Raw genomic sequence first — 25,794 nt, 5'->3', positions numbered from 1 at the left:
GTTAGCGCATGGCGGGCGAAAGACTTTTAAATTCGACGCGCCTGATGATGCGGCTCTCCTGCGCGACGATCAGATGCGCCGATGCCTGCAGATAGGCGGGCCATTCCGGATCGTTGTCGCGCGCGGTGCGTCGCTGGTCGTAGTCCGCGATGCTTTCGTAGCTCCACAGATGCACGACCTGATTCAATGCGCCGATGTCGCTCATATAGAAGCCCACGGGCGCGCCGAGATACTTGAGCTGGATCGGCATGGCGAGACGATCGAATACATCGATGAATTCGTTCATGCCGCGTGGCTTGATCGTGTAGATGCGATGATCGATGAAAGGCTTGCTCATGCTGCGCTCCTCAGTTCCTTGATCTTCGCGCGCGCATCGATGCGGCCCGCGAGATGCAAACCGGTGAGATAACCGAAGGTCATGATCGGGCCGAGCGTGATGCCCGCGCCGGGATAGTTGCCGCCCATGACGCTCGCGCGATCGTTGCCGACGGCATAAAGGCCGGGGATCGGCTCGTCGTCCTTCAGCACCTGGCCGTGCGGATTCGTTGCGATGCCGTCGAAGGTGCCGAGATCGCCCATCACGACCTTCAGCGCGTAGTAAGGACCTTCGCCGATGGGCGCAACGCACGGATTCGGCGCGTGCGCGGGATCGCCGAGATAGCGGTTGAACGAAGTCGTGCCGCGGCCGAATGCGGTGTCCTTGCCTTGCGTGGCATCGCGGTTATAGGCGCGCGCGGTTGCTTCGAGCGCGGTGGCGTCGATGCCCGCGCGCTGCGCGAGTTCCGTCAGCGTGCGGCCCTTCACCAGATAACCGCTCTTCAGATGCGCGCCGAGCGGTATCGGCGCGGGCTTTGCAAAGCCAAGACCGAATTTGCGAATCGTCGCGTGATCGCAGATCAGCCACATCGCCGTTTCTTTTTCGTCGCAACAGGCTTCGATCATCGCCGCGCCGACATCGTGATAAGAGTTAGATTCGTTGGTGAAGCGCATGCCGCCGCGCGTCACGCCGATCACGCCCGGCTTGTAGCGATCGAGCAGATGCGGAAACACGCCGAATTTGCCGTCTTTCAACGGTACGCGCGAGACGGGCATCCACGCGGCCGGCTGCGGATAGCGGATATCGACACGCGCGCCCACACGTTCGGCCATGCGTGCGCCGTCGCCGGTATTGCCAGCGGGAACGGGCGAGGCATGTTCGCCGCCGCGTCGCAGATGCGGATACGCCTTCGCAATGCGCGCGACATCATGCGAAAAGCCGCCGCACGCGAGCACGACGCCACGCCGCGCGGTGATGCGCGTTTCGCGGCCTTTGGAAACAACGATCGCGCCGGTCACGCGGCCTTTCTCCGTGACCAGTTCCTTCGCGCCAGTACGCGTATGAATCGGAATGCCGAGATCGAGCGCCGATTTGGCGAGACGCGCGGCCAGCGCGTTGCCGCTCGTGATCTGCACGCCGCGTCGATAGAGCGCGAGTTCGCGGAGATGACTCGCAAGCCGCCTGGCGACATACCAGGCGGACGCAAGCGATTTCGTCGCGTTGAAGAAGTGCTTGAGATCGGCGCTCGACGAATTGAACATCATGCCGATGAACGTGATCGTCGCAAGCGGCGGACGCAGGCGCGCGATGTCCTTGCCCAGCTCGCGCGCATCGAAGGGCTTCGCGACGACGGAGCGACCCACGTCGACCCCACCCGGCGCATCGGGATGATAGTCGGGGTAGAGCGTCGGCAGGAACCTGACTGAAGTCTCGCGCTCGAAGAAGTCGATCATGCGCGGACCGTTGTCGAGAAACGCATCGACGGCGGCTTCGTCGTACATCGCGCCGGTTTCGCCGCGCATGTATCGAAGCGCCGCTTCGCGTGTATCGTGAATGCCCGCTTCCTTCGCATGGCGATTGCCGGGAATCCACAGCACGCCGCCCGAAAAAGCCGTGGTGCCGCCGAAGTATTCCTCTTTCTCGACGACGATCACGTCGAGCCCTTGCTTCTTCGCTGTGATGGCCGTCGAGAGGCCGCCGGCGCCCGAGCCGATCACGAGCACATCGCAAGCGAGATCGGACGACCGCGTTACGGTAGTCATGATGATGTCCTTTGATTTGAGGTTCAGGCGCTACGCGGCGCTTCGAAGCCGGGGCGCGGCACGAGATCCATCAGCATGCATTCGAGGCCGCCGTCTACGGCAAGCTCCGCGCCGTTCACATACGCCGCGCGACGACTCGCGAGAAACGCGACGACTTCCGCGATATCGCGCGGCTCGCCGATGCGTCGACTCGCGGTCATCGCGCTGCGTCGCGCTTCGACATCGCCCTGTTCGTAGAAGGCCTTCGAGAGCGGCGTGCGGATCATGCCGGGGCATACCGCGTTGCTGCGCACGCCGCGCGCGCCCCATTCGGCGGCGATCTGCCGCGAGAGCATCGCGATGCCGGCCTTGCTGGGGCTATATGCGCCGCTCCATGTCTGCGGATGATGCGCCGCCACCGATGCGATATGCACGATGCTGCCTGCGCCGCGCGCGAGCATGCCGCGCCCGAACGACTGCGCACACAACATGTAGCCCGTGAGATTCACGGCGAGCATCGCGTTCCACGCGTCGAGGCCGATATCTTCGATGCCGCCCGCTCTCAACAGCCCGGCGTTGTTGACGAGCACATCGACATGGCCATACTTGCGTTCGACCTGATCGCGCGCACGATTCACGCTCGCCGCATCACCGATATCGCAGGTGATGGCGATCGCGTCGACACCGCTCGCGCGCAGCGCTTCGGCCGTTTCGTGACAGCCCGCTTCATCGCGATCGAGCAATGCAAGGCGCGCGCCCGCGTCGGCGAATGTGCTTGCTATGGCGCGGCCGATGCCGCCCGCCGCACCCGTCACCACACACACGCTCGATTCGAGGCCGAGCCAATGCGGCGCGGTGTGATCCCGCGCGACCTGATTAGTCATCCTTGTCTCCTGAGTCCGTTCAATACGAAGGCGTCGATAACCTTCGCCGTGAAAAAAGTATATTCACGGCCCTGCAGGAAAAATTGGACAAAGCCGGCAGACGACAGGACAATTTGTGCATCAGGAGATGCGCGACATGAGGAAAATCCCTAACTACAGTCTGTACGGAGAATCGGCGCGTCCGCCGTGGTATGACGCGTTCAACTTCGAATGGATCGTCGAGCGCAGCGCGCCGAACGACTGGCATATCGACGCGCATCGGCATGATGCGCTGCTGCAATTTCTGTACATTCGCGGCGGCGGAGGGGAAGTGCTGATCGAGAACCGCATGATCGAGATCGTGCCGCCGAGCGTGATCATGCTTCCCGCGCAGACGGTGCACGGCTTCAATTTCGCGCCGGATGTGGATGGTCTCGTCGTCACCGTGGCGCAACGATCGATCGAGGCGCTCGCATCGATCGCGGCGCCGGGCCTCATTCCCGTGCTGCAGCGCGCGGGCGTATCTCGCGTGAACGCGCAGACGGTGAAGGAAAGCGCGTTCGTGCCGATTCTCGAATTGCTGGAGAAGGAATTTCGTGCGACGGATCGCGGACACATGGCGGCGGGCATGTCGCTGCTGATTGCACTTTTCGTGCATGTGGCGCGCCTGTGCGAAAGCGCGTCGGCGCCGAATGTGGCATCGACGGAACGGCGCGCGCAGCAGATCAAGCGCTTCAGGGCACTCGTGGCCGCGCATTTCCGCGAGCATCGTCCCGTCGAGTTCTATGCGCAGAAGCTCGGCATGACCGTCACGCAGCTCGGGCGCATTTGCCGCGAGGAAATATCAAGCTCGCCGCTTGCGTTGATCAACGAACATCTCGTGCGCGAGGCACAACGCGATCTCGTCTATTCCACGCTATCGGTCAAGCAGATCGCGCATGGACTGGGCTTTACCGATATCGCGTATTTCAGTCGTTATTTCCGCAAGCAGACCGGCGTCACGCCGACACAGTTTCAGGCAGAGGCGCACAAGGCGCTGGCCATTCAATAGCGGCATTCGAGGGTTGCCAGAGCCTTGCAGGCGTGCGATGCTTCGCCCTGCCGTGAACCACTCATAACAAACACGGCCCGAGCGAGACCAGTTCGATTCACTCATCCTTTCATGGAGGGAGCATGATCGCACTGTCATCGCATCGCGCGACGCATGAGGCGTCGCGGCGCTTCACGTTCAGGGCGCGCGCAATGTTATGCGGCTGGCTCGTCATGAGCGCGGCAGCGAGCGTGGCGTATGCCGACGCGCAAACCGGTTATACCTTGCCGCCACCGCCGAGCGAGCTATACGGCGATCTGTTCGTCGCCGTGCAGACGCAGGGCATCTATCCTGATCAGAAGACCTTTGTCGATGCGGTGCCGAAGATCGACCCCGCGCAGATCGTGCAGGCCTACCATCAGCAGATGTCGGTGCCGGGCTTCTCGCTCAAGAACTTCGTCGCGCAATACTTCACGCCGCCTACGGACCAGAGCATCACGCCGCCGCCGAACCAGACGCTGCGCGAACATATCGACTGGCTGTGGCCCGAACTCACGCGTCTGACGACGACCGCGAACGTTCCGCCCAATAGCTCGCTGATCCCGATGCCCAAGCAGTATGTCGTGCCGGGCGGACGCTTTCGCGAAGGTTACTACTGGGACACCTATTTCACGATGCTCGGTCTTCAGGAAGCGGGCCGCGAAGATCTCGTCGACGACATGCTCGATAACTTCGCGTATCTGATCGATACGATCGGCCATATTCCCAATGGCAATCGCACGTATTACGTGAGCCGTTCGCAGCCGCCATTCTTCTCCTACATGGTCGAACTTGCCGCGAAGAAAGAGGGCGGCCGCGTCTATCAGAAGTATTTGCCGCAATTGCGCCGTGAATATGGCTACTGGATGCAAGGCGCAAACGGATTGCAGCCGGGCGATGCGGTGCGCAACGTCGTGATGCTGCCGGACAAGACCGTGCTCAATCGCTACTGGGACGAACGCGACACGCCGCGCGACGAGTCGTATTCGGAGGACGTCGCCACCGCGAAACAGGTCACGAATCGCCCGGCGAACGAGGTGTATCGCGATCTGCGCGCGGCGGCCGAAAGCGGCTGGGATTTCAGTTCGCGCTGGTTCGGCGACAACATGACGCTCGCGACGATCCGCACTACGTCCATCATTCCCGTCGATCTGAACAGCCTGATGTTCCACCTCGAAACGACGATTGCCATCGGTTGCGGCGAGGCGCGCGATTTCGGTTGTGTTGGCGAGTTTGTCGGACGCGCGGCGCGGCGCGCGATCGGCATCAACAAGTATCTCTGGAACAAGAACGGCTATTACGGCGATTACGACTGGAAGCTCGCGCAGCCGCGCAATAATCCATCGGCCGCGATGCTCTATCCGCTCTTTGCGAATGCGGCGTGGCCGGAGCGCGCGCACAAGACCGCGCAGACCGTCGAGGCGATGCTATTGAAGCCGGGCGGCCTTACGACGACGACCTACAACACGACGCAGCAGTGGGACGCACCGAACGGCTGGGCGCCGTTGCACTGGATAGCCGTGCAGGGCCTGCGGCGCTACGGGCGCAGCGATCTCGCGCAGCAGATCGGCACGCGTTTTCTGGGCGACGTGAACAACGTCTACAAGACCCAGCAGAAGCTCGTCGAGAAATACGTGGTGGAAGGCGAGGGAACCGGTGGCGGAGGCGGCGGAGAATATCCGCTGCAGGATGGCTTCGGATGGACGAATGGCGTGACGCTGAAGCTGCTCGATCTTTATCCGTCAGCGCAATGACACCTGGAGATAGCGGCATCGCCGTGTCTGTTCATGCGGCGATGCCGGCGTCCCGATGCGCGTCAACTTTCCTTTGCCTGCTTTTGCCGCCGATACTCGGACACCGGCAAGCCGCCCACGCCCCAGTTCTCGAGTTCGACTTCCTGAATTACGACGAAGGTGCTGTCGAGCGGCTTGTTCAACACGTCGAGCAATAGCTGGCTCACGCCCTTGATGAGCTGCACTTTTTCATCGGCGGTGACGGCGCTCGTGCCGGGCTTGTTGCCTTCGCGTGTCACTTGAATCGTAACGATCGGCATGGTGATCTCCTGGATTGAAAAACAGCGATGCGCCCGCGAAGGGCGCATTCGCAACCGGTAAGGAATCGATCAATGCCCCGCGCTTTGGCCGCCATCGACGTGCAGGATTTCGCCCGTCACGAACGGCGCAGCGTCGAGATACAGCACGGCGTTCGCGATATCGCTCATTTCGCCCATGCGTCCCATCGGATGCAGCGCGCCGAGTGCTTCGTGGGTTTCGGCTGCATGCATAGGCGATTTGATGATGCCGGGCGATACCGCATTCGCGCGAATGCCGGACTTCGCGTATTCGATCGCAAGCGATTTCGTCGCGGCATTCAGACCGCCCTTCGTCAGCGATGCCAGAACCGAAGGCACGCCGCTCACCGCATGATCCACCAGCGTAGTCGTGATGTTGACGATATGCCCGCTCTTGTTCTTCTCCATCTGTTCGATCGCGAGTTGCGTGATATGGAAGAAGCCGTTCACGTTCACATTCAGGACCGCCGCATAGTCTTCCTGCGTATATTGCGTGAAAGGCTTGGCGATGAAAATGCCCGCATTGTTGACGAGCGTATCGATGCGGCCGAAGCGCGCGATAGCCGCCTCGACGACACGGTGCGCCGTGGCGCGATCGCCGATATCGCCCGCGACGGCGACGACATTCGGATCGTCCGCCTGCTGAATCGAACGGGCGGTGGCGACGACGCCATAACCTTGTGCGCGGAATGCCTTGACGATTTCAGCGCCAATGCCTTGCGATGCGCCGGTAACGATAGCGACTTTTTGTGCGTTGCTCATGATGAACCTCGAAAGATGATGTTGGGCCTGTTGCGGATCGGACCGCTTGCTCCGATGAGTCGTAATTTAGGCGTTTCGAGATTCGTTGCGTACACATGCGGTGGACAATCAGTTTTGCGCGCAAGGAACAAGTCTTCGATCAGACGAATTACTTGAAAGGGGAAATCGACGTGAGCTTGCCCAACGTAAAGGCTTTCGTATTCGATGTATTCGGCACGGTGGTGGACTGGCGCGGCGGCGTCGCGCGCGAGGCCGCGCCGTTTCTGCAGCGCTTCGGCGCGGCGGGCGCGCAGCCGGAAGCTTTCGCCGATGCATGGCGCAGCCGCTATGTGCCGGCGATGCGCAAGATCATCAGCGGCGAGCGCCCCTTCGTGCGACTCGATGTATTGCATCGCGAGAACCTGATCGATGCATTACCGGAGTTCGGCATCGACCCGAATGCGGTCCCGCCGGAAGTGCTCGATGAATTGAATCTCGCGTGGCATCGCCTCGATCCCTGGCCGGATTCGATACCGGGTCTGCAACGGCTGAAAGCGCGCCATATCATCGCGCCGCTTTCGAACGGCAATATCAGGCTGATGGTGGATATGGCGAAGCGCGCCGGCTTGCCCTGGGATGCAATTCTCGGCGCGGAGATCGCGCAGATCTACAAGCCGGATCCGCAGGCGTATCTGCGCACGGCTGACGTGCTGATGCTCGCGCCGGAAGAAGTGTGTCTCGTCGCCGCGCATAACGACGATCTCGCCGCGGCGCGAAAGTGCGGCTTGCGCACCGCGTTCGTCGCGCGTCCGTATGAGCGTGGTCCCGCTCAGACGGTCGATCTGAAAGCCGCGAGCGACTGGGACGTCAGCGCGCGCGACATGATCGAACTGGCCGATGCCGTGGGCGCGTGAGCGCCGCGAACATCGGCCGAACCGCAACCTCAGGCAACGCCTTCGACGACGCGGAAATCGCGCACGACCGCATCGCCCAGCACTTCGAGCGCGTGCTGGTAGGTCGCGCTGTTATAGGCTGCGACGGCTGCATCGAGCGAATCGAATTCGATGACCACCGTGCGCTCGATGACGCCTTCACCTTGCGTCATCGACGCGACGCCGCGAACAAGGGGCCGGCCGCCGCCTTCTGCGATGGCCTGCGTTGCGATCTTCGCGTATTCCGCTGTCTGCTCGGGCTTGATGATCTGCTTGTACACGCTGACCCAATATCCTTTTGCCATCTTCTGCTTCTCCAGTGTTTGACGGGCGCCTTGCGCCATGAGGCGAACGCGACGCGCATCTGCGTTCAGTCCGGCGGCCAGCATAGCAAATTCTCGAACGCCAGGACCGGCGCGGTTCGTGAGCGATTGTGCGCGTTTCGAAGAAGAGTGCTTTCTTGCGCTAGGGGTTAACCCGAGAGGACGCGCGACATAGACTGCACTCACTGCTTCGAACGGCACAGTGTTCGTAGCCAGGCACCTCATAACATTGGAGTTTCATCATGAAGTCGATCATCCGTGCGGCAGTCGTCGCCACCGCTCTCGTCATTCCCGTTGCTTCGTTTGCGCAAAGCCAGATCACGCGTGCTCAAGTGCGTGCAGAACTCGCCGAATTGCAGAGCGTCGGCTATCACGTAGGCGATGGCGATCAGGCGCATTATCCCGAAGCGATTCAGGCGGCCGAAGCGAAGCTCGCCGCGCGCGATGGTGCAACCGCCTATGGCGGCAGCGCCAATGGAACGTCGCAAGCGGGCGGTGCGCGCGTGTCGCCATCCGACTGGAACGCGATGTACTCGCGCTAAGCCAGCCTAATCAGCCGCGTACTTGCGGTCGAGTTCGTCGAAAAGCGGCTTGTTCACGAGCCGTTGACGCTCGGCGAAGGGCGCAACGACAGCCGAATCTTCATCGAGCCGTCCTTGCGATTTCAACGCGCCGAGCGCCGTCTGCATGCCGCGCACGGCGCTTTGCAACGCGGCATTCGCATAGAGCACGAGGCTGAAACCGAGACGTTCGAGATCGGCCCGATCGGTCACCGGCGTCTTGCCGCCGATCACGATGTTGATGAGCTGTGGCGCATCGAGCAGCTTCGGCAGCGATGCGATCTGCTCGGGCGTCTCGATTGCCTCGACAAAGAGAATGTCCGCGCCTGCTTCGACGAAGGCGCGCGCACGTTCGATCGCCGCATCGAAGCCTTCCACCGCGCATGCATCGGTGCGCGCGATGATCTGAAAGTTCTCGTCCTCGCGCGCATCCACCGCCGCGCGAATCTTGCCGACCATTTCATTGGTCGAGACAACGGCCTTGCCCGCGAAATGGCCGCACTTCTTCGGCATCACCTGATCTTCGAGTTGAATCGCATCGGCGCCGGCGCGCTCCAGCGTGCGTACCGTATGACGCACGTTGAGCGCATTGCCGAAGCCCGTGTCCGCATCGACGACGAGCGGCAGGTCCACTGCATCGCGAATGCGCGACGTATGCTCCGCGACTTCCGCGAGGCCGATGAAACCGAGGTCCGGCATGCCGAGCGACATGTTCGTCACGCCCGCGCCGGTGATGTAGAGCGCTTCGAAACCGAGATCGGCGGCGACACGCGCGCTCATCGCGTTGAATGCGCCGGGCAGCAGCAGACCGCGCCGTGCGTTGACCCGTTCGCGAAACGCGGCGCGGCGGCGGGAAGAAGAAGTGGTCATGGCTTCGGTTCCGGAAAGAGAGTTCGGGTTCGGCGTCAGCGTATGCAATGCTAACGCGCGTCGCGCTTCGGCGCTCGCACAGCCATCAGGCGAAGCGAAACAGCGCGCGCGCCGCATCGCGCAACACGATGGTACGCAGCGATGCATCCGGAATCCAGCGGCCGAGCGCATCGCGCGACGCACCGTAGTCGATCAGCTCGCGATGCTGCGTATGCGGCCAGTCGCTGCCCCATACGAGCCGCGACGCGCCGAATGAATCGAGCAATGCGGCCGTGAGCGTTTGCCCCAGCGCCGTGCCGCTTTCGTCGCACACGCTGCGATACGCCGCCGACAGTTTGACCCACACGCGCCCGCTTTTCGCGGTCGTCAGAAGATAGCGAAAGCCAGGATCGTTCGCGCCGAATGCAGGATCGGGCCGGCCGAAATGATCGATCACGATCGTGCAGCCTTGTTCGAGCAGCGGCGTGATGAGCATCGGCAAATCCACCGCATCGCGATGAATCTCGACGTGCCAGCCGAGCGCGTTGATTCGCGTGAAGAGCGCGCGCCAATGCGCGTCACGCAGATCGGGCAATGCGAGGCCGATGAGATTCAGCCGCATCCCGACGACACCGTGCGCGGCGAGTTGCTGCAAATCGGCGTCGCTGATCGAAGGATCGATGACGGCCACGCCGCGAAATCGTTGCGGATAGCGTTGCAGCACATCGACGAAAAACGAGTTGTCGGTGCCGAGAAAACTGGGCTGCACCAGCACCGCATGCGAGACGCCGTTCGCGCGCAGGTGCTCCGCATAGGCATCGAGCGTCGCATCGTAATCGGGTGCGTGACGGCGATGCGGCGCGAGCGGCAGACCGCGCACGAAGACATGCGCGTGACTGTCGATTGCTTCGATCGCGGCGGGGGCCGATTCGAGCCATTGCTCATCGGCGAGCGTGGAATGAAGTGAATGTGTCATGGGGCTTCAGGACGAGGCTTGAGCGGGCGCCGTTGCAATGCGGCGGCCTCGTGTTTCAGGCAGCAGCAACGCTGCTACGACGACGAGTCCATACGCAATACCCGCGTCGATGCCGAGCGCCTGTCCGAGCGGCATCGAATTGCCCATGTGCCCGACGAGCACCGGAAACACGGCCGACACGACACGCCCGAAGTTGTAGCAGAAGCCGACGCCCGTGCCGCGCACGCCTTGCGGATAAAGCTCGTTAAAAAGGGCGCCGAGCGTCGCGGGAATGCCGGCCGAAAAGAGGCCGAGCGGAAAGCTCAGAATGAGCATCGCGAGATCGCCGATGGGCAGGAACACATAGATATTGACCGTGACCGCGCAGCAGATCGCGAAGAGGATCACATTCTTGCGGCGGCCGATCTTGTCCTGCAGCCATGCGCTGACAAAGCATCCGACGATGAACGCGGTGATCACCACGGCCAGATAACCGCCCGTGCCGAGCACCGATAAATGACGTTCCGTTTTGAGGTAGGTGGGCAGCCACGTCGTGATCGCGTGATAACCGCCATGCGCGCCGAGTCCGATCAGGCCGCCGACGATCGTCGTGCGCAGCACCGAAGGATGAAAGATGCCGGCGAGGATCGCGAACGCGCCCTGACGTTGCGCGTGATCCGGCTCGCCGGACTTCGCTTCACGCGGCGGCTCTTCGATATTGCGGCGCATATAGACGACGAGCAGCGCGGGAATCAGACCGATGGCGAACAGCACGCGCCAGGCCCAGTCCGGGGAGACCCACGAATACACGATCATGTAGAGCAGCACCGCGCCGGCCCAGCCGAAGCCCCATGCGCTTTGCACGATGCCCATGGCCTTGCCGCGATGTTTCGCGCGAATGGTCTCGCTGAGCAATACGGCGCCCGCGGTCCATTCACCGCCGAAGCCGAGTCCCTGCAGCGATTTGAGCACGAGCAACTGTTCGAAATTCTGCGCAAAGGCGCTGAGAAACGTGAAAAGCGAGAACCAGAGCACGGTTATTTGCAGCGCTTTCACGCGCCCGATGCGATCGGACAGCACGCCCGCAAAGAGCCCGCCCAGCGCGCCCGCGACGAGCGTCGCCCCGCCGATCAGCCCCGCTTGTCCCTTGCCGATGCCCCACGTCGCGATGAGCGTCGGAATCACCAGGCTGAACAATTGCGTGTCGACGCCATCGAGCGCCCAGCCTGCGAAGCAGCCCCATAGCGTGCGTTTTTCCGCCGTGGAAACTTCACGGTACCAATTCATTTTTGCGTCTCCTGAGCGGGCTTTAAGCCGGCGCATGTTGTGTCATGTGTCACTGCATTCTAGAAATGAATAGCGGCCTCGCATACTATGGATATGTTCATCTTTCATATCGTTTTGATATGCTCGCGACATGGAGACGCGCAACCTCAAATACTTTCTGGCCGTGGTCGATGCAGGCAGCGTCACGCGCGCAGCCGACGTGCTCGATATCGCGCAGCCCGCGCTGAGCCAGGCGCTTTCACGCATGGAACGCGACCTGGGCGTGAAGCTGTTCGAGCGCACGCGCCGCGGGGCGCAATTGACAGCGGCGGGCGAGGCGATCGTCGAAGACATACGCCTGAGCGTGGCGCGCATCGATGCCGCATCGCATCGCGCGCGTGCGATCGGCGCGCAGCGCGGCGGGCGTCTGACGATCGGTTTCGCATCGGCGGCGCTCTTCAGTCTGCTGCCCCGTGCGATTGCGGCGCTGCGCGAGGAAGTGCCCAATGTCGAACTCATGCTCAGGGAAATGAGCAATGCGGAACAGGCGAGCGCGCTGGAGAAGGGCAGCATCGATATCGGTTTGCTGCATACGCCCGTCGCCGTGGGCGGGCGCATGCGCGAGAAGCTCATCGTCAGGGAGCGCCTGCTTGCGGTGCTGCCGCTATCGTTTTCTGTCGGCGATGACGGCAAGGTCGGCCTGAAGGATCTCTCGAATGCAGGGCTCGTGTGGTTTCCGGGCGATCAGCTGCCGGTGGTGCGCGCGGGCATCCTGAGTGCTTTTCGCAAGGCCGGATGCGAGGCGAATGTCGTGCAGGACGCGAATCGCTCGCTGACCGTGCTTGCGTGTGTCGCGGCAGGGTGCGGCGCATCGCTGCTGCCGCAATCGGTCACCGCGCTGCAATTCGCCGGCGTGCGCTTCTGCGATGTGCGCGACGGCGACAACCTTCCCCCCTTCGAACTCAGCGCCATATGGCCCATGCGTTCGCGTCCGACGCTCGCGGACCGCTTCGCGGCCTTGCTCGAAGCATGAACGCGTCGCAAGATGCATTCATGGCCCATTCAGGAGACTCGCATGAATGAACCATTGAGCGATCTGCCCTTGCCGGAGGGCATTCGGGCGCGCATGGTCGATAACGGCAATGGCCTTTCGATGCACGTGCTGGAAGCCGGCTACGACGCGCCGGAGCGGCCCTGCATCGTGCTTCTGCACGGTTTTCCTGAACTTGCCTATAGCTGGCGCAAGATCATGAAGCCGCTTGCCGATGCGGGCTTTTATGTCGTCGCGCCGGATCAGCGAGGTTATGGACGCACGACCGGCGGCGCTGTTTCGTTCGATGCCGACCTGAACGAATTCACCTTTCCGAATCTCGTGCGCGATGTGCTGGGTCTCGTATCGGCGCTGGGTTATCGAAGGGTGGCGTCGGTGATCGGCCATGACTTCGGCTCGCCCGTGGCGGCCTGGTGCGCATTGATTCGTCCCGACGTGTTCGCGTCCGTCGTGATGATGAGCGCGCCGTTCGCCGGGCCGCCGGCATTCGCGTTCAACACCGCAAAGGACGATGCGCGGCTTGCGCGTGTCGAAACGGCTTCATCGATCATGGACGAGGCGGTCAGGGCGCTCGCATCGCTCGATCCGCCGCGCAAGCATTATCAATGGTATTACTCGGGCGCACAGGCCAACGACGACATGTGGCACGCGCCGCAAGGGCTCGCGGCGTTCCTGCGCGCGTACTACTACGTGAAGAGCGCGGACTGGGCGGGCAATCAACCGCATCCGCTTGCATCGGTGAGCGCCGAACAGCTCGCGATGCTGCCGACTTATTACGTGATGAACGCGGATGCCACGATGGCGCAGACCGTCGCTGGGCACATGCCTGGCGCGGACGACATCGCGGCATGTGCATGGCTCACCGATCGGGACTTGAACGTGTATGCGGGCGAATACGCGCGCACGGGCTTTCAGGGCGGGTTGAACTGGTATCGCTGCGGCACCGACGCGCGCTATGCGGCGGCATTGCGCATGTGGTCGGGACGCACGATCGACGTGCCGTCATGCTTCGTCGCGGGCGCGAGCGACTGGGGCTACTACCAGCGTCCGGGCGATTTCGAAGCGATGCGTGTTCTCGCCTGCACGGACTTTCGCGCAACGCATCTGATCGAAGGGGCGGGGCATTGGGTGCAACAGGAGCAGCCGAGCACGGTCGCGAGCCGCATCCTGCGGTTTTTGAGGCGGGATGCGCCCGCCGTCTAGACGATTGAACCCCTCCCGCCAACGCGAAAATTGTATCTGTACGTGTATGAAGTTTCTTCTTGTAAGACTTGCCGCTTAGGGCCGATGCTGCGGAACTTCGTCGAAAAAACCGTTGTCCACGGGCCTCGCGGCCTTTGAAGGTCGGCATCAACCGCGAGGAGAATATCGATGGAGCAAGGACGTGTTGCCGCGCTCGACGCAGGCCGGGCGCTCGCGATCGTCGGGGTCGTAGCAGTTCACCTGTCATTTCAGTTTCCCAATCTGCCCGGTGCCGTGACGCTCGTCGCGCGCATGGGCCAATACGGCGTGCAGCTATTCTTCGTGATCAGCGCGATCACGATCTTCATGACGCTCGAAACGGATCACGCGCGCTGCGCGGATGCGCGTCATGTCACGCTGCGCTTTTATATCAAGCGCTTCTTTCGCATTGCGCCGCTGTACTACGCGGCGATCGCGATCTACGGTCTCATCAGCTATGGCGCGATGCACTCGGGCGTCGAACGCGCATGGATCCTCGGCGCGCACGGTCCAATGGACATCCTGCTCAACATGGTGTTTCTGCACGCGCTGTCACCAACGGCGATCAACAACGTCGTGCCCGGCGGATGGTCGATCGGCGTGGAAATGCTGTTCTATCTGATCGCGCCGCTGCTGTTCTTCCTGGCGATGAATCGTGTGCGTCTGTTGCTGGCCACGGTCCTGCTGCTCGGACTATCGCTTGGCGTGCTGTCGATGAGCGATTGCAACGGTACGCTCGACTGCAATGTCGCCAACAACACGTTCAGCTATTTCTGGCCGCCGGTGCAGGGTCCGTGTTTCATCATCGGCATGTGGGCGTGGTATGCGTTCCGCCCGCATCTGCTCGGCGCCGCCGATGTGACGAAGTCCAGGGTATGGCTCTTTCTTTCGCTGGCCGTGGGGTTTGCGCTGATGACGGGCGCGCTCGGTGTATGGCTTGACAAGGCGCACGCGCTCGCCCCGGTGTTCGCCGCGTGCAGCGCGGTGGCATTTCTCCTGTTCGTGTGCACGCGCCGCGCCCGCAATCATCGCGATGCAATGCGTCGGGCGCCGCGCATCACGTTCATCCGACGATGCGCCGCCGCGCTCGGCCGCGAAAGTTATGGCATTTATCTCTGGCACTTCATCTGCGTCTACGCGACGTTTCATTTCTTCGACCGCGCGTTCGGGGAGACGGATGGCGAAACGTCGCTTGCGTTGTTCGGCGCGACGCTGATCGCGGTGCTCGTCGTGTCTTATGGTCTCTCGCGCGTGTCTGACCGGCTGATACAGGGGCGTGCGACGCGCCTATCCAGACGGCTGCTTGCATCGATCGATCGACGTTTTCATCTGACGCGCGATGCCTGAACGCGAGGACGCGCATGGAGTTCGAAACGCCGGCCCCGGTTTCGATAGAGCACGATGCTCGCCGCAAGCGTAGCCAGTTCGGTTACAGCGACGGTCATCCAGAGGCCGCGCGGCCCGAGCCATTCGGTCAGCAGCCACAGCATCATCAACAGCAATAGCCAACTGCGCAGCAAGGCGACGATCAACGAGGCGAGCGGCGCTTCGATAGCCGTCAGATAGCCGCTGATCGCGACGTTGATCGCGGCGGGCAAGAAGGCGAGCGCGCACCACGGCAAGGCATCGCGCAGCAGTGCCTGCGCTGCGGGACTGTCGGGCAGGAAGAGCGCGCCGAGCGGTTGCGCGAGCGTGAGGATCGCCAACGCGGCGGCGAGCGCAAAGCCCGCCGTAACCGATATGCCGATGGAAAACGCGCGCGACACCGCGTGCGCGTTGCCCGCGCCACGCTGAAAGCTCACGATAGGCTGCATGCTTTGCACGAGCGCGACCATCGTGACCGATGCGATCATCGTCATATATTCGACGACAGCGAATGCGACGAGTCCCGTATCGCCGAGCCAGCGCAATACCGCGTGATTGAACGCGAACAGCGTGACGCTCGGCGCGATCTCACCCAAAAATTCCGACACGCCGTTGTAGGCCATGCGCCATGCATGATCGAGGCGCGCGAAGGCACGGGCGACGGGACGAACGCGTTGCGCCTTGATGAAGTGATAAGCCAGCATCGGGATGCAGGCGAGCGCCTGACTGATGCCCGACGCGATCGCCGCGCCGCGCATGCCCCAGTCCATCTGGCCCACCATCCACCAAGTCAATGCGACATCGGCGATGCCGCCCGCGATCAGGCAGACGAGACCGAACTTCGCCGCGCCTTCGATGCGCAAGAAGAGTTCGAGCGCATAGCATGCGGTCGGGAACAGCACGAACGGCGCATAGGCATGCAGGAAGTCTTTGGCGAGACGCGCGAGTTCGCCGCGTGCGCCGGTCCATTGCACGAACGTGTCGGCATGGAAATAGATGGCGAGCGCGAAGGCGACACCGCACAGGCCGAGCAACCATAACGCCTGTGTAAAGGCTTCGGCGGCATCGCGTTCGCGCCGCTCCCCGAGCAGGCGCGAGACGAGCGTCGATCCGCCCACACCGATCATCACGCTGAACGCATAAGGCAGATAGAGCAGCGGGACGAGCAGATTCAACGCGGCCAGCGCATCGGCGCCGACGTGACGCGCGATGAATATGCCGCTGATGACCGAATGCATGCAGTAGACCCACGCGGCGAGCACGGTAGGTACGGCATAGTTCGAGAATTGACGAACGAGGGAAGTATTGTTATTGAGCGAAACCATGATTGATACGACTCGACGTTACTCGCTGCACGCCAGTGCCCGCACACGAGGGAGTCGACGTGCGAGTCAAAGTTATGGCATGGCGCAAAAGCGCGATATGGACGCGCCGAAAAGCATTCGGGCGGGCCGCATATGAATGAAACGTGACTGCGTAGCGCGTGGTCTGGCGTCGCGAGAATGCGCCAGCCGGCTACGAGAGGAAATGCGTGACGAGGCTAACGGCGCATGATGCGCGCACGCCGCTTCAGGCTTTCACGATGCATCGATTGCGATGCGGTGATTGGAGTGACTAACGCGAATAAAGGTTCCTTTTCGCGTTGTTAAGCGAATCATGAAACGCTTAAGCCCCCGACGCCTCCAGCGGCCGATCCGTCTTTGCGCGCAAGCCATACGCCGTCAACATGCGATACAGCGTGACGCGAGAGATGCCGAGTTCATCCGCCGCTTCACCGAGTCGTCCACGATGGCGCAGCAGCGCCACTTCGATGGCCTGCCGCTCGGCGGCCTCGCGTGCCTGCGCGAGCGTCATCGGTGCGGCTTCTGCGTACTCGCCGAGTTCGAGATCGCTTGCGAGAATCTGCCTGCCTTCCGACATGACGATCGCGCGGCGCACACGATTGATCAGCTCGCGCACGTTGCCGGGCCAGCCATAGTTATGAAGTGCCGCAATCGCACAAGGCGAAAAGCCGCGCAGCCGCCGGCTCGCGTCCTTTCTGAAGCGCTCGAGCATGTGATTCGCGAGCAACTCGATATCCTTGCCGCGCACGCGCAGCGGCGGCTCGTCGATCTGCAATACGCACAGACGATGGTACAAGTCCGCGCGGAAGCGTCCTTCGATCATCGCGGTTTGCATATCGACGTGCGTCGCCGAGATGATGCGCACGTCGACATCGGTCGAACCTTGTCCGCCCAGCCGCTCGATCTTGCGTTCCTGCAGAAAGCGCAACAGGCTCGCCTGGCTTTCGAGCGGCAAATCGCCGATTTCATCGAGAAAGAGCGTGCCGCCATCGGCGGCTTCGACGCGGCCGATCTTGCGCTGATTCGCGCCGGTGAACGCGCCGCGCTCATATCCGAAGAGTTCCGATTGCAGCAGGTGCGCGGGAATCGCGCCGCAATTGATCGCGACGAATGGTTGATCGCGCCGCACCGAACGCTCGTGGATTGCGACCGCCGTGAGTTCCTTGCCGGTGCCGGATTCGCCGGAGATGAACACGGGCGCATCGGTCATGGCGACTTTGCGGATCGAACGATACAGCGCCTGCATCGCGTCGCAGGAGCCGACCATGCCGCCTTCCTTGAAGTCGTCCTTGCGGGGATCGTTGCAGGCCGTGTCGTGCAGAGAAACCATGCCGTAAGCATGCCCGACCGCATCGACGAGACGATCCGCTGAAGCAGGCACCGTCACGTAGTCGAAACAGAAGTCGCGAATCAGCCGGCAAATCTCGGGGCTTTCGACATGTTCGGCATCGACCGCCGCAACCCAGCCGATCTGATAACTCGCGAGCAAGCCGGTGAGCGAGGCCGCTTCCTTCGCATAGCCACGACTCGTCAGATCGACGATGCCGGCGGCGGCGCGCTTGCCTTGCTTGCTGGATTTGAGCGGCTTCGCAGGATCGATGCGCTCGATGGACCATCCCCGAGCGTGCAAACGCTCGGCCAGATCCTCCGATACCGCGCGCCCAGCGAAATAGAGCGTTCTGGCTTCCCCGTACATGGCTTTTTCCCGACTTTTATAGGTATTGCCTCAGTATGCGCCCGGAAAGGTCAGCCGAAAAAGCCTCGCAAACGATAACCCGATTTTAAATGTTTACATTGATCGGCCGAATCGATTGAAAACGTCGGAGCATTTTTTGCGACACGGTCGTGCGAAATTTTCGCGTACGTCTGTCCTTTAGCGCACATTGCGTTACGCCATATGGCTTTCGAGGCCGAGGCGGGCGTCGGCATGAATTACTTATCTGCTTATGAATATGATTTGTTCACCAAGTATCTGTGGAAATGAAATTGTGCGCCCGCTGAAATATCAGATAATTAATACCTGCAGATAATTTTTGAGTTTGCGACACCGTCATCGCGGGCGTAGAGTTCGTGCATGTTTCTTGTCTGATGAATACCCGTTCGAACATGGATAAAGCAGACCACTCCGCTTCAGCCTATCAACCGCGCCTGTTGCTCGTCGACGACGATCCGGCCATGATCCGCATCATCGGCGAAATGCTCGCCGAATTTCCCGACCAGCGTTTTGCCACCACCGGCGAAGCCGCGCTCGCCCTGGCGCGCGAAGCGACGCCCGATCTCATTCTGCTCGATGCGAACCTGCCAAACATGACGGGCTTCGATGTCTGCGAGATCCTCAAGAGCGATGCGAAGCTCGCGCGTGTGCCGGTGATATTCGTCACCAGTCACGACGCGCCCGCGCTCGAAGTCGATGCCTTTCGCATTGGCGCGGCCGATTACGTGATCAAACCGCTCGTCGCGCCGCGCCTGCAAGCGCGCGTGCGAGCGCAACTCAGTCTGAGACGCCGCGTGATGGAAGCGCAGGCGCGTCTGCACGAGGCGGGCGTGCAAGCGGCGCCCAAGCCTACGGGCGTGCGCGTGCTGGGCATCCTCGCGGACGACATGGTCGAAGCGCATCGTCACGCGCTTCAGTCGATCGGCGCGCTCGACGTGGTGACGGACTGCGAAGCCGCGCTGCGTCTCGCGCAAAACAAGGAGCCGGACGCGATCGTGCTCGATGCGCGTTGCTGCAACAACCCTTGCGAAGCGGTGCACGCATTGCTCGCAAAGCTTCCTCACGTGCCCATCGTCGTGCTCGCGGATGCACGCGATGTCCAGACCGAGCAATGCACACTCGATGCGGGCGCGGCCGATGTCATCGCAAGGCCAGCTCGCTCCGCTGTGCTGCACGCGCGCGTGCTGGCCGCGTTGGACTCGGCGAAAAAGGCGCTGGACGAGTCGCGCGCATTGCTGGATTCATCGGCGGGCGCGCGCGTTCATCCGTTTCCGGTGTTCGCGCGTGATGCGCGCGGTGGCTGAGCGATAACTTCCGTTCAGGCCTGTTCGAGCATCTCGCGCGCCATTCTGGATGCGTGCGCGAAGTCGAGCGCACGCACGCGCGTGAGGAAATCCGCGAAGTCCTCGCGATAACCATTCGGCGCATGCGGCGACAGCTTCTCGGATAGCGCGATCGCCTGCAGATTCGATGCATCCAGCAGTTCGATGATCGCGGTCAGATGCGCGCGCCAGTCTTCATCCTCGAGCGGCGGCGCGCTCTGTTCCGATTCCGTGGACGCCTGCGGCCGGCCGAACTCATCGACGAGTTGCGCGACGCTCGATGCAAGCAATCGCCGCATTTGCGGCAGGTTCGCGCGCGTCGTGTCGAGCATGTGGGTCTCGTTTTCGAGCGTGGCGGCCAGCTTCGCGAGCGCGGCCGCGCCGATCGTGCCCGCGCTGCCTTTGATCGCATGCAGCATCGATGCGGCGCCTTGCGCGTCGCCCGCAGCGAGCGCGGTGGCGAGCCGTGTCAGTTGCATGTCGGCCTGCGCGCCGAAGCCGTCAGCCGCATTCCGGATCAGATCGATATTGCCGCCGAAACGCGCGACGATCGAATCGCGTGGCTCGATGATCGACTCCGCGTGCGCATCCTGCGTGTGCGGTTCCGTCGGCGTGTGTCCGGCTTGCGCGCGCAACACCGTGACGAGCCGCTCCACGTCGATCGGCTTGCCGACATGATCGTTCATGCCCGCCTGCAAACAGGCCTCGCGATCCGAACTCGATGCGTTGGCCGTCATCGCGATGATGGGCAGCGCGGCGAAGCGGCCATCCGCACGAATGAGGCGCGTGGCTTCGAGGCCGTCGAGATCGGGCATCTGCACGTCCATCAGCACGGCATCGAAGCGCGTATCGTCGGCCACGATCCTGTCGACGCCTTCGCGACCGCTTTGCGCGAGGGACACGTGCGCGCCTTCCGCGAGCAACAGCCCTTCGGCGACTTGACGATTGAGCTCGTTGTCCTCGACCACGAGCAGCGCAAGTCCCTGGAGGCGTTGCGCTTTCACTGAAGGCGGCATCGTCTGAAGTTGCGCGGCTTCGATATCGCCGGGCAATGCGGCGCGAATCGCGGCGACGAGTTGCTTTGGCGTCACGGGCTTCGTGAGAAAGCCCGCGAAGGGCGCGGCGCCGTCGTCCTGCGCTTCTCTCAGGACTTCGCGGCCAAAGGCGGTGACGAGCAGCACGAGCGGCGGTGCGGTCTTCACGTCCATCGCGCGGATCTGCTTCGCCGTGCTCAGGCCGTCGAGTCCGGGCATGCGCCAGTCGAGCAGGGCGATGTCGTAAGGCGCGCCGCGCCGCGCCGCCGCGCCGATACGCTCGACCGCATCGCTTCCACTCGTCACGAGATCCGCCTGCCAGCCGAGCGAACGTACCGTGCGCGAGAGAATTTCGCCGGCGATCGCGTTGTCGTCAGCGATGAGAATGCGCGCGCCTCCATGAAGCGTCGCGCGTTCGTCATGCGATAGCGCGCCGGACGCTTCCACCCCGAGCGTGATATCGAACCAGAAGCGGCTGCCTTCTCCCAGACGGCTTTCGACTTCGAGCTGGCCGCCCATCATCGCGACGAGCCGCTTGCTGATCACGAGCCCGAGGCCGGAACCGCCGTAACGTCGCGACGTGGAGGCCTCGGCCTGCGTAAAGCCTTCGAAGATGCGTTCGAGTTGTTCCTCGCTGATGCCGATGCCGCTGTCGCTCACCGCGATGCGTACGCGCATCGACGCGCCTGTTGCATCGTGCGAGCTTTCGAGTCGATGGACGCTCATGACGATCTGCCCCGCCGACGTGAACTTGAGCGCGTTGCCCGCGAGGTTGATGAGCACCTGCTGAAGCCGGAAGCCGTCGCCGACGAGCACGGAAGGCAAGCTCGGATCGAGATCGAACAGCACTTCGACGTCTTTTGCGCCCTGATTGCCCGACAGCACGATGCCCAGTTCTTCCATCAGCTTTTCAGGCTCGAACGGATGGATATCGAGTTGCAGCTTGCCGGCTTCGATCTTCGAATAGTCGAGGATGTCGTTGAGCAGATTCAGCAGCGATTTGGCGGCAGTTTCGGCCTTGCTGACGTAGTCCTGCTGGCGGTTGTCGAGCGAGGTCAGTTGCACGAGATGCAGCATGCCGAGCACGGCGTTCATCGGTGTGCGGATTTCGTGACTCATGTTCGCGAGGAACGAGGATTTGGCCGCGCTCGCCGCGTCGGCCTGTTCCTTCGCGTCGCGCAGATGGAATTCCAGCTGATATTGATCGGTGACGTCGTAGTTCACGCCCGTCATCACGACGGGCACGCCGTCCGCGTTGCGCTGCGTGCGCAGGCCGCTCTGGATGCGCCGCGTCGTGCCGTCCGGAAGTACGATGCGAAACGGCGGCAGCGTCTCGGTTTCTCCCGCAGCGGCGGCGCGCACGTCGGCCATGATGCTGTCGTGATCGTCGGGATGAACCCGCAAGCGCCAGTGCTCGAAGTGCAGACCGTTGTCGAGCAATTCCGGCGGGTACTGATAGATCTCGAACATGCGCGCGTTCCAGTGCAGCTTGCCCGTGGCGATATCCCACGACCAGATGCCCAGTTCGGCGATTTCTGCGGCCAGCAACAACTGATCGCGCGCGTCGGCAAGCTCGCTGCGTTCCTTTCTCTGCCTCGAGATATCCGTAATTACCGATACAAAATGCAAAGCGCCATCCAGCCGCATCGCGCCCGTCGAGACGTGCGCCGGAAACGAGGTGCCGTCCTTGCGCTGTCCCGCGAGTTCGCAATCAGCGGTCGCGACGCCTGTTGGACCCTTGAATTGCATGATGTATTCGTTATACGTATCCAGATGATGGGGCGGCACCAGCATGCGGATGTTCTGTCCGATGACCTCCTTCGCCTTGTAGCCGAACACCCTTTCGCCCGCCGAGTTGAACGAGCGGATTGCGCCGCGCTCGTCCACGGTGATGATCGGGCTGATGGCGGTGTCGAGCACGGTCTGGGTGGTCGCGAGGCTGCGGACGAGTTCCTGCCTGATGCGGATACGCGCGTTGACCTGTCGCACGAGGGTCGAGCCGAACATCGCCAGCACGAGCGCGAGCACGATCGACACGCAGGCGTGCCAGACCGTGTCCCGCCACCAGGGCGCGAGGATTTCATCGCGTGAAAGCGCCGCGGCCACGAACAGCGGATAGTCCTGCAATTCGCGCAGGCTGTTGAGGCGCGTGACATGATCTTGCGACGAGCGCGTCGTGAACACGCCCGAACCGTCGTTTTCGAGATGCGCGCGATACAGCGCGGTATCGATTACGTTCTTGCCGACGAAGCGGTCCTCGAACGGGCGGCGCACGACCATCACGCCTGAATTCAGCACGAGCACGGCCGCGCCCGATTGCCCGAGGTCGAGGCTGTCATAGAAACGCGAGAAGAACTCGATGTCGATGGTCGCGAGCGCGACGCCCGCGAAACTGCCGTCGGGCGCATCGATACGGCGCGATACCGGCACGATCCACTTGCCCGTCGAGCGGCTCTTCACGGGCGGGCCGATATGCGAATTCTGATCGGTGTGGGTGCGGTGATACTCGAAGTATTCGCGGTCGGAGTTGTTGAAGCGCGAGTCGAGCCGGGGCTGCGAGTTGACGAGCCACGCGCCGTCTTTGTCGTAGATGAAGAGGCCGTTCAATTGCGGCAACTGCTGCACACGCGTGACCAGAGAACGATGAATGCGCGCGAGCGCTTCGGGCGACGTGCCGTCTTCCTCCACGCGTTCCACCATGCCGATGAGCGTCGTGTCGGCTTCCTTGAAGGTGTCGTTCGCGTGCTGCGCCATCGCGCGCGCGAGGTTCGAAGTCGCCGACGTCATCTCGTCCATCTGCACGCGGCGCGCGGCGACGCTGCGCCACACGTCGGTGCCGATCAGAAGCACGCAGACGACGACGATGAACACCGTCATCCTTGAAGTGAGCGAATGGCGAATGAGCACGCCGTTGTCTCCGAGTGAAAGCAGCCGTATCTTATCGCGCGGCCATCAGACCCGTTTACGGCGCGGTTTCATGAAAGCTTGAGTCGGCGCCGAAGGAATATTCGCCGCGTTAGCGCGGTATCGAGAGCATGAATTCGCTTTCGGATCGTCCGATGATGTGTTTGTTGGTTGCCCGCTTTCGGAACTGAAAGCGTTGGTTCGTGCCCGACATTTTATCAGCCGGCGCGCGGCTGAATTCGCGCCGAGCCTTGTCGCACGGTGGTTTCGGGAAACTGGCACGGAGGCTGCATTCAAAGCCGACACCCGCCGCCTCAGCGACCTCGCTTCAGCAGTTGCACGTTCGCTCAGCCGGCATGTCATTGACCGACCCGTTAGTGCAAGTGGAGCGAATCATGTTGGGATACCTGATCAATTTTTCGAGAGATATCGTGCTGCCGTTTCTGGTCGGCCGGACCGAAGTGCTGCTGGATCGCGCGGAACATGGCCGGCGCGATGCCTATCTCGCATCGTCCGTCGATATCGGCGAACTCGAGCGTCGTATGCGTGCCGTCGACATCGACGAGTGATCTTCAACGAACCAGGAACGTTCAGATGACAATGCCGAACGACCAACACGCCGACGCGCCCGTCATCGCGCTGCACTGCTCCGGCGCGGGCGCGAATCAATGGCGCCAGCTCGGCGAAACGCTCGATGCACTCGGCTGCGCCAGAACGCGCTACACGCTCATCGCGCCGGAGCATTACGGCTGCGATAGCGTGGGCCCGTGGAGCGGCGAGCGCGCTTTCACGCTCGCGGACGAAGCGGCGCGCACGGTCGAGATCATCGATCGCCAGCGCGGCAAGGTGCATCTCGTCGGGCATTCGTACGGCGGCGGCGTCGCGTTGCGCGCCGCGCTGGAAAGGCCCCACGGCGTCGCGAGCATCACGCTCTACGAACCGTCGGCGTTTCATTTGCTGAAGGGCATGGGCGCGCGTGGCGCGGCGGAATTCGCGGAGATTCTCGCGATCGCGGCGCGCACGGCGGAAGGCGTCGTCACGGGCGATCTGCGTGGCGCGGCAAGCTCGTTCGTCGATTACTGGAGCGGACGGGGCGCGTGGTCGGCGTTGCGGCCTTCCATTCAGGCCATGCTCACACGCTGGGTGCCGAAAGCGCCGCTCGATTTTCGCGCGCTGATTCACGAGCCCACACCGGCGAGCGCGTATGCCGCCTTGCGCATTCCCACGCTCGTGATGCGCGGCGAGCATGCGCCCGCGCCGACGCGCCTGATCGCCGAGACGCTGCCCGGTCTGATGCCGGCGGCGAAGCTGATCGTCGTGTCCGATGCGGGCCACATGGGGCCGCTCACGCACGCGCCGGCGGTGAATGCGGCGATCGCGCGTCATATCGCCCAGTGCGATGCGCGCGCCGATAACCTAGCCGAGTAACCCGTCGCGTGACGGCGCGCTCTTGCCCTGACGTTCTATGAGCCGTGCGCGAAACCAGAACGTCCACGCGAGCAGCCCGCCGTAGATCGCGTAGCTCACGACCGGCGATACGACGAGGTAGCGCTCGACCGGCCAGGTCCACGCGAACCAGAAACGCAATAGCGTTTCGAGCGATAGTCCCACGCCCCACACGAACGTCATGAGCCGCAGCGACGCGCGCAGCATCGCGCTTTCGCTCCAGTACGCCTCGAAGCGCTCGGCGCCGTTTTCCTGTTCGCGCGTGACGGTGGCGCGCGCGAGATAGAAGATGAGCGGACGTTCGAAGAACAGCGAGACCAGGAACACGATGCCCGTCGCGCCCGCTGCCAGCGATTCGCGCACGAGCAGAATGCGCGGGCTGCCGCCCATCGCGAGCATCACGATCGACAGCGCGATGCCGAACAGCACGAGCGCGGAGAGCGCATCGACACGACGCGAGCGCGCGAACTCGACGATGCTCCACACGAGCGGCGGCGCGGCCGACGCATAGAGCGCGCCGACATCGCCCCAATACGGCAACGCCACGCGATACGCCAGCCACGGCAGCAGCAGATTGGCGGCGAGTTCCAGCACGAGACCGGGCTTGATCTTTTTCATGGACTCGAAAGTGTGCGCCTGAGCGCCTGGGCCATGAGTCAAGTATAAAAGATCGGACGTGCGCGAATGTACGCGCGCGCGCGGTCGAT

The 25,794-nt window shown here is 62.6% G+C and carries 23 protein-coding genes; 10 read left to right on the top strand and 13 right to left on the bottom strand.

Annotation, left to right across the window (positions count from 1 at the left end; genetic code table 11):
- Position 1 precedes the first annotated feature (1 nt).
- From NK8_RS29820 to NK8_RS29810, 3 genes are read right to left on the bottom strand one after another with little or no spacing between them, the layout of a single operon-like run.
- Entirely contained in the window at positions 2–337 is a 336-nt protein-coding gene (locus NK8_RS29820) for an NIPSNAP family protein (protein ID WP_162070771.1), read from the bottom strand.
- Entirely contained in the window at positions 334–2,079 is a 1,746-nt protein-coding gene (locus tag NK8_RS29815; RefSeq protein WP_213231729.1) for an FAD-dependent oxidoreductase, read from the bottom strand. The genes NK8_RS29820 and NK8_RS29815 overlap by 4 nt, the downstream gene beginning before the upstream one ends.
- A gap of 23 nt (positions 2,080–2,102) precedes the next feature.
- Positions 2,103–2,942, bottom strand: coding sequence for an SDR family NAD(P)-dependent oxidoreductase (locus NK8_RS29810; RefSeq protein ID WP_213231727.1), 840 nt, complete (start codon positions 2,940–2,942; stop codon positions 2,103–2,105).
- Positions 2,943–3,078: 136 nt separating this feature from the next.
- Here NK8_RS29810 and NK8_RS29805 point away from each other — a divergent pair, with 136 nt between their 5' ends.
- Both NK8_RS29805 and treA read left to right on the top strand, forming a co-directional pair.
- Positions 3,079–3,972, top strand: coding sequence for a helix-turn-helix domain-containing protein (locus NK8_RS29805; protein WP_213231725.1), 894 nt, complete (start codon positions 3,079–3,081; stop codon positions 3,970–3,972).
- A gap of 122 nt (positions 3,973–4,094) precedes the next feature.
- On the top strand, positions 4,095–5,744 hold the full coding sequence (gene treA / locus NK8_RS29800; RefSeq protein WP_213231723.1) for an alpha,alpha-trehalase TreA: 1,650 nt from the start codon (positions 4,095–4,097) through the stop codon (positions 5,742–5,744).
- A 62-nt stretch (positions 5,745–5,806) separates the two neighbouring features.
- Here treA and NK8_RS29795 read toward each other — a convergent pair whose 3' ends face one another.
- Together NK8_RS29795 and NK8_RS29790 are read right to left on the bottom strand one after the other, a co-directional pair.
- Positions 5,807–6,043, bottom strand: a complete 237-nt coding sequence (locus NK8_RS29795; protein WP_162070776.1) for a 4-oxalocrotonate tautomerase family protein — start codon at positions 6,041–6,043, stop codon at positions 5,807–5,809.
- 69 nt (positions 6,044–6,112) lie between these two features.
- The gene (locus NK8_RS29790; protein ID WP_213231721.1) at positions 6,113–6,823 is read right to left on the bottom strand and encodes an SDR family NAD(P)-dependent oxidoreductase; all 711 of its coding nucleotides are present in this window, start codon (positions 6,821–6,823) and stop codon (positions 6,113–6,115) included.
- A 170-nt stretch (positions 6,824–6,993) separates the two neighbouring features.
- Here NK8_RS29790 and NK8_RS29785 point away from each other — a divergent pair, with 170 nt between their 5' ends.
- The gene (locus NK8_RS29785) at positions 6,994–7,716 is read left to right on the top strand and encodes a haloacid dehalogenase type II (RefSeq protein ID WP_162070778.1); all 723 of its coding nucleotides are present in this window, start codon (positions 6,994–6,996) and stop codon (positions 7,714–7,716) included.
- A 29-nt stretch (positions 7,717–7,745) separates the two neighbouring features.
- Here the strand turns inward: NK8_RS29785 and NK8_RS29780 are convergent, their stop codons facing one another.
- Complete coding sequence (locus NK8_RS29780; RefSeq protein ID WP_162070779.1) at positions 7,746–8,039, bottom strand: DUF1330 domain-containing protein; 294 nt, start codon at positions 8,037–8,039, stop codon at positions 7,746–7,748.
- 260 nt (positions 8,040–8,299) lie between these two features.
- Here NK8_RS29780 and NK8_RS29775 point away from each other — a divergent pair, with 260 nt between their 5' ends.
- Complete coding sequence (locus NK8_RS29775) at positions 8,300–8,599, top strand: DUF4148 domain-containing protein (RefSeq protein WP_162070780.1); 300 nt, start codon at positions 8,300–8,302, stop codon at positions 8,597–8,599.
- A 6-nt stretch (positions 8,600–8,605) separates the two neighbouring features.
- On the opposite strand, the gene NK8_RS29770 is transcribed toward NK8_RS29775, so the two are convergent.
- The 3 genes from NK8_RS29770 to NK8_RS29760 form a co-directional block, all read right to left on the bottom strand.
- The gene (locus tag NK8_RS29770; protein ID WP_213231719.1) at positions 8,606–9,487 is read right to left on the bottom strand and encodes an oxaloacetate decarboxylase; all 882 of its coding nucleotides are present in this window, start codon (positions 9,485–9,487) and stop codon (positions 8,606–8,608) included.
- Positions 9,488–9,572: 85 nt separating this feature from the next.
- Positions 9,573–10,442: an amidohydrolase gene (locus NK8_RS29765; RefSeq protein ID WP_213231718.1), complete on the bottom strand. Its 870-nt coding sequence runs from the start codon at positions 10,440–10,442 to the stop codon at positions 9,573–9,575.
- Positions 10,443–10,448: 6 nt separating this feature from the next.
- Complete coding sequence (locus NK8_RS29760) at positions 10,449–11,708, bottom strand: MFS transporter (RefSeq protein ID WP_213231717.1); 1,260 nt, start codon at positions 11,706–11,708, stop codon at positions 10,449–10,451.
- Between the two features lie 130 nt (positions 11,709–11,838).
- Between NK8_RS29760 and NK8_RS29755 the strand changes: the two genes are divergently transcribed.
- The 3 genes from NK8_RS29755 (at position 11,839) to NK8_RS29745 (ending at position 15,306) form a co-directional block, all read left to right on the top strand.
- On the top strand, positions 11,839–12,720 hold the full coding sequence (locus NK8_RS29755; RefSeq protein ID WP_213231716.1) for a LysR family transcriptional regulator: 882 nt from the start codon (positions 11,839–11,841) through the stop codon (positions 12,718–12,720).
- A 126-nt stretch (positions 12,721–12,846) separates the two neighbouring features.
- The gene (locus tag NK8_RS29750) at positions 12,847–13,941 is read left to right on the top strand and encodes an alpha/beta fold hydrolase (RefSeq protein ID WP_367657815.1); all 1,095 of its coding nucleotides are present in this window, start codon (positions 12,847–12,849) and stop codon (positions 13,939–13,941) included.
- Between the two features lie 168 nt (positions 13,942–14,109).
- Positions 14,110–15,306 (top strand): acyltransferase, encoded by a 1,197-nt coding sequence (locus tag NK8_RS29745; RefSeq protein WP_213231714.1) that lies wholly within the window; start codon positions 14,110–14,112, stop codon positions 15,304–15,306.
- Here NK8_RS29745 and NK8_RS29740 read toward each other — a convergent pair.
- Together NK8_RS29740 and NK8_RS29735 are read right to left on the bottom strand one after the other, a co-directional pair.
- Entirely contained in the window at positions 15,285–16,649 is a 1,365-nt protein-coding gene (locus NK8_RS29740; RefSeq protein ID WP_213231713.1) for an MATE family efflux transporter, read from the bottom strand. The genes NK8_RS29745 and NK8_RS29740 overlap by 22 nt on opposite strands.
- A gap of 340 nt (positions 16,650–16,989) precedes the next feature.
- Positions 16,990–18,363: a sigma-54 dependent transcriptional regulator gene (locus NK8_RS29735; protein ID WP_213231711.1), complete on the bottom strand. Its 1,374-nt coding sequence runs from the start codon at positions 18,361–18,363 to the stop codon at positions 16,990–16,992.
- Positions 18,364–18,773: 410 nt separating this feature from the next.
- Between NK8_RS29735 and NK8_RS29730 the strand changes: the two genes are divergently transcribed.
- Positions 18,774–19,685: a response regulator gene (locus NK8_RS29730; protein ID WP_213231709.1), complete on the top strand. Its 912-nt coding sequence runs from the start codon at positions 18,774–18,776 to the stop codon at positions 19,683–19,685.
- 14 nt (positions 19,686–19,699) lie between these two features.
- Here the strand turns inward: NK8_RS29730 and NK8_RS29725 are convergent, their stop codons facing one another.
- Positions 19,700–23,644: a response regulator gene (locus NK8_RS29725; RefSeq protein WP_225936420.1), complete on the bottom strand. Its 3,945-nt coding sequence runs from the start codon at positions 23,642–23,644 to the stop codon at positions 19,700–19,702.
- A gap of 392 nt (positions 23,645–24,036) precedes the next feature.
- Here NK8_RS29725 and NK8_RS29720 point away from each other — a divergent pair, with 392 nt between their 5' ends.
- A complete protein-coding gene (locus NK8_RS29720; protein WP_162070790.1) occupies positions 24,037–24,210 on the top strand; it encodes a DUF3563 family protein in 174 nt (57 codons plus the stop codon).
- Positions 24,211–24,235: 25 nt separating this feature from the next.
- Positions 24,236–25,069 carry an alpha/beta fold hydrolase gene (locus tag NK8_RS29715; RefSeq protein ID WP_213231707.1) on the top strand — a complete coding sequence of 278 codons (834 nt, stop codon included), beginning with the start codon at positions 24,236–24,238 and terminating at the stop codon, positions 25,067–25,069.
- Here the strand turns inward: NK8_RS29715 and NK8_RS29710 are convergent.
- A complete protein-coding gene (locus NK8_RS29710; RefSeq protein ID WP_162070792.1) occupies positions 25,058–25,705 on the bottom strand; it encodes a VC0807 family protein in 648 nt (215 codons plus the stop codon). The two genes, NK8_RS29715 and NK8_RS29710, sit on opposite strands and share 12 nt — an antisense overlap.
- Positions 25,706–25,794: the final 89 nt, after the last annotated feature.

The sequence above is a fragment of the Caballeronia sp. NK8 genome, from assembly GCF_018408855.1.
Lineage (GTDB): Bacteria > Pseudomonadota > Gammaproteobacteria > Burkholderiales > Burkholderiaceae > Caballeronia.
This window is presented reverse-complemented; position numbering and strand designations above follow the sequence as displayed.

Coding starts and splice junctions, on each gene's coding strand:
- NK8_RS29795 (WP_162070776.1), bottom strand. CDS start 6,043: ATGCCGATCGTTACGATTCAAGTGACACGCGAAGGCAACAAGCCCGGC.
- NK8_RS29815 (WP_213231729.1), bottom strand. CDS start 2,079: ATGACTACCGTAACGCGGTCGTCCGATCTCGCTTGCGATGTGCTCGTG.
- NK8_RS29745 (WP_213231714.1), top strand. CDS start 14,110: ATGGAGCAAGGACGTGTTGCCGCGCTCGACGCAGGCCGGGCGCTCGCG.
- NK8_RS29810 (WP_213231727.1), bottom strand. CDS start 2,942: ATGACTAATCAGGTCGCGCGGGATCACACCGCGCCGCATTGGCTCGGC.
- NK8_RS29735 (WP_213231711.1), bottom strand. CDS start 18,363: ATGTACGGGGAAGCCAGAACGCTCTATTTCGCTGGGCGCGCGGTATCG.
- NK8_RS29755 (WP_213231716.1), top strand. CDS start 11,839: ATGGAGACGCGCAACCTCAAATACTTTCTGGCCGTGGTCGATGCAGGC.
- NK8_RS29760 (WP_213231717.1), bottom strand. CDS start 11,708: ATGAATTGGTACCGTGAAGTTTCCACGGCGGAAAAACGCACGCTATGG.
- NK8_RS29765 (WP_213231718.1), bottom strand. CDS start 10,442: ATGACACATTCACTTCATTCCACGCTCGCCGATGAGCAATGGCTCGAA.
- NK8_RS29820 (WP_162070771.1), bottom strand. CDS start 337: ATGAGCAAGCCTTTCATCGATCATCGCATCTACACGATCAAGCCACGC.
- NK8_RS29710 (WP_162070792.1), bottom strand. CDS start 25,705: ATGAAAAAGATCAAGCCCGGTCTCGTGCTGGAACTCGCCGCCAATCTG.
- treA (WP_213231723.1), top strand. CDS start 4,095: ATGATCGCACTGTCATCGCATCGCGCGACGCATGAGGCGTCGCGGCGC.
- NK8_RS29770 (WP_213231719.1), bottom strand. CDS start 9,487: ATGACCACTTCTTCTTCCCGCCGCCGCGCCGCGTTTCGCGAACGGGTC.
- NK8_RS29740 (WP_213231713.1), bottom strand. CDS start 16,649: ATGGTTTCGCTCAATAACAATACTTCCCTCGTTCGTCAATTCTCGAAC.
- NK8_RS29790 (WP_213231721.1), bottom strand. CDS start 6,823: ATGAGCAACGCACAAAAAGTCGCTATCGTTACCGGCGCATCGCAAGGC.
- NK8_RS29775 (WP_162070780.1), top strand. CDS start 8,300: ATGAAGTCGATCATCCGTGCGGCAGTCGTCGCCACCGCTCTCGTCATT.
- NK8_RS29780 (WP_162070779.1), bottom strand. CDS start 8,039: ATGGCAAAAGGATATTGGGTCAGCGTGTACAAGCAGATCATCAAGCCC.
- NK8_RS29720 (WP_162070790.1), top strand. CDS start 24,037: ATGTTGGGATACCTGATCAATTTTTCGAGAGATATCGTGCTGCCGTTT.
- NK8_RS29715 (WP_213231707.1), top strand. CDS start 24,236: ATGACAATGCCGAACGACCAACACGCCGACGCGCCCGTCATCGCGCTG.
- NK8_RS29730 (WP_213231709.1), top strand. CDS start 18,774: ATGGATAAAGCAGACCACTCCGCTTCAGCCTATCAACCGCGCCTGTTG.
- NK8_RS29805 (WP_213231725.1), top strand. CDS start 3,079: ATGAGGAAAATCCCTAACTACAGTCTGTACGGAGAATCGGCGCGTCCG.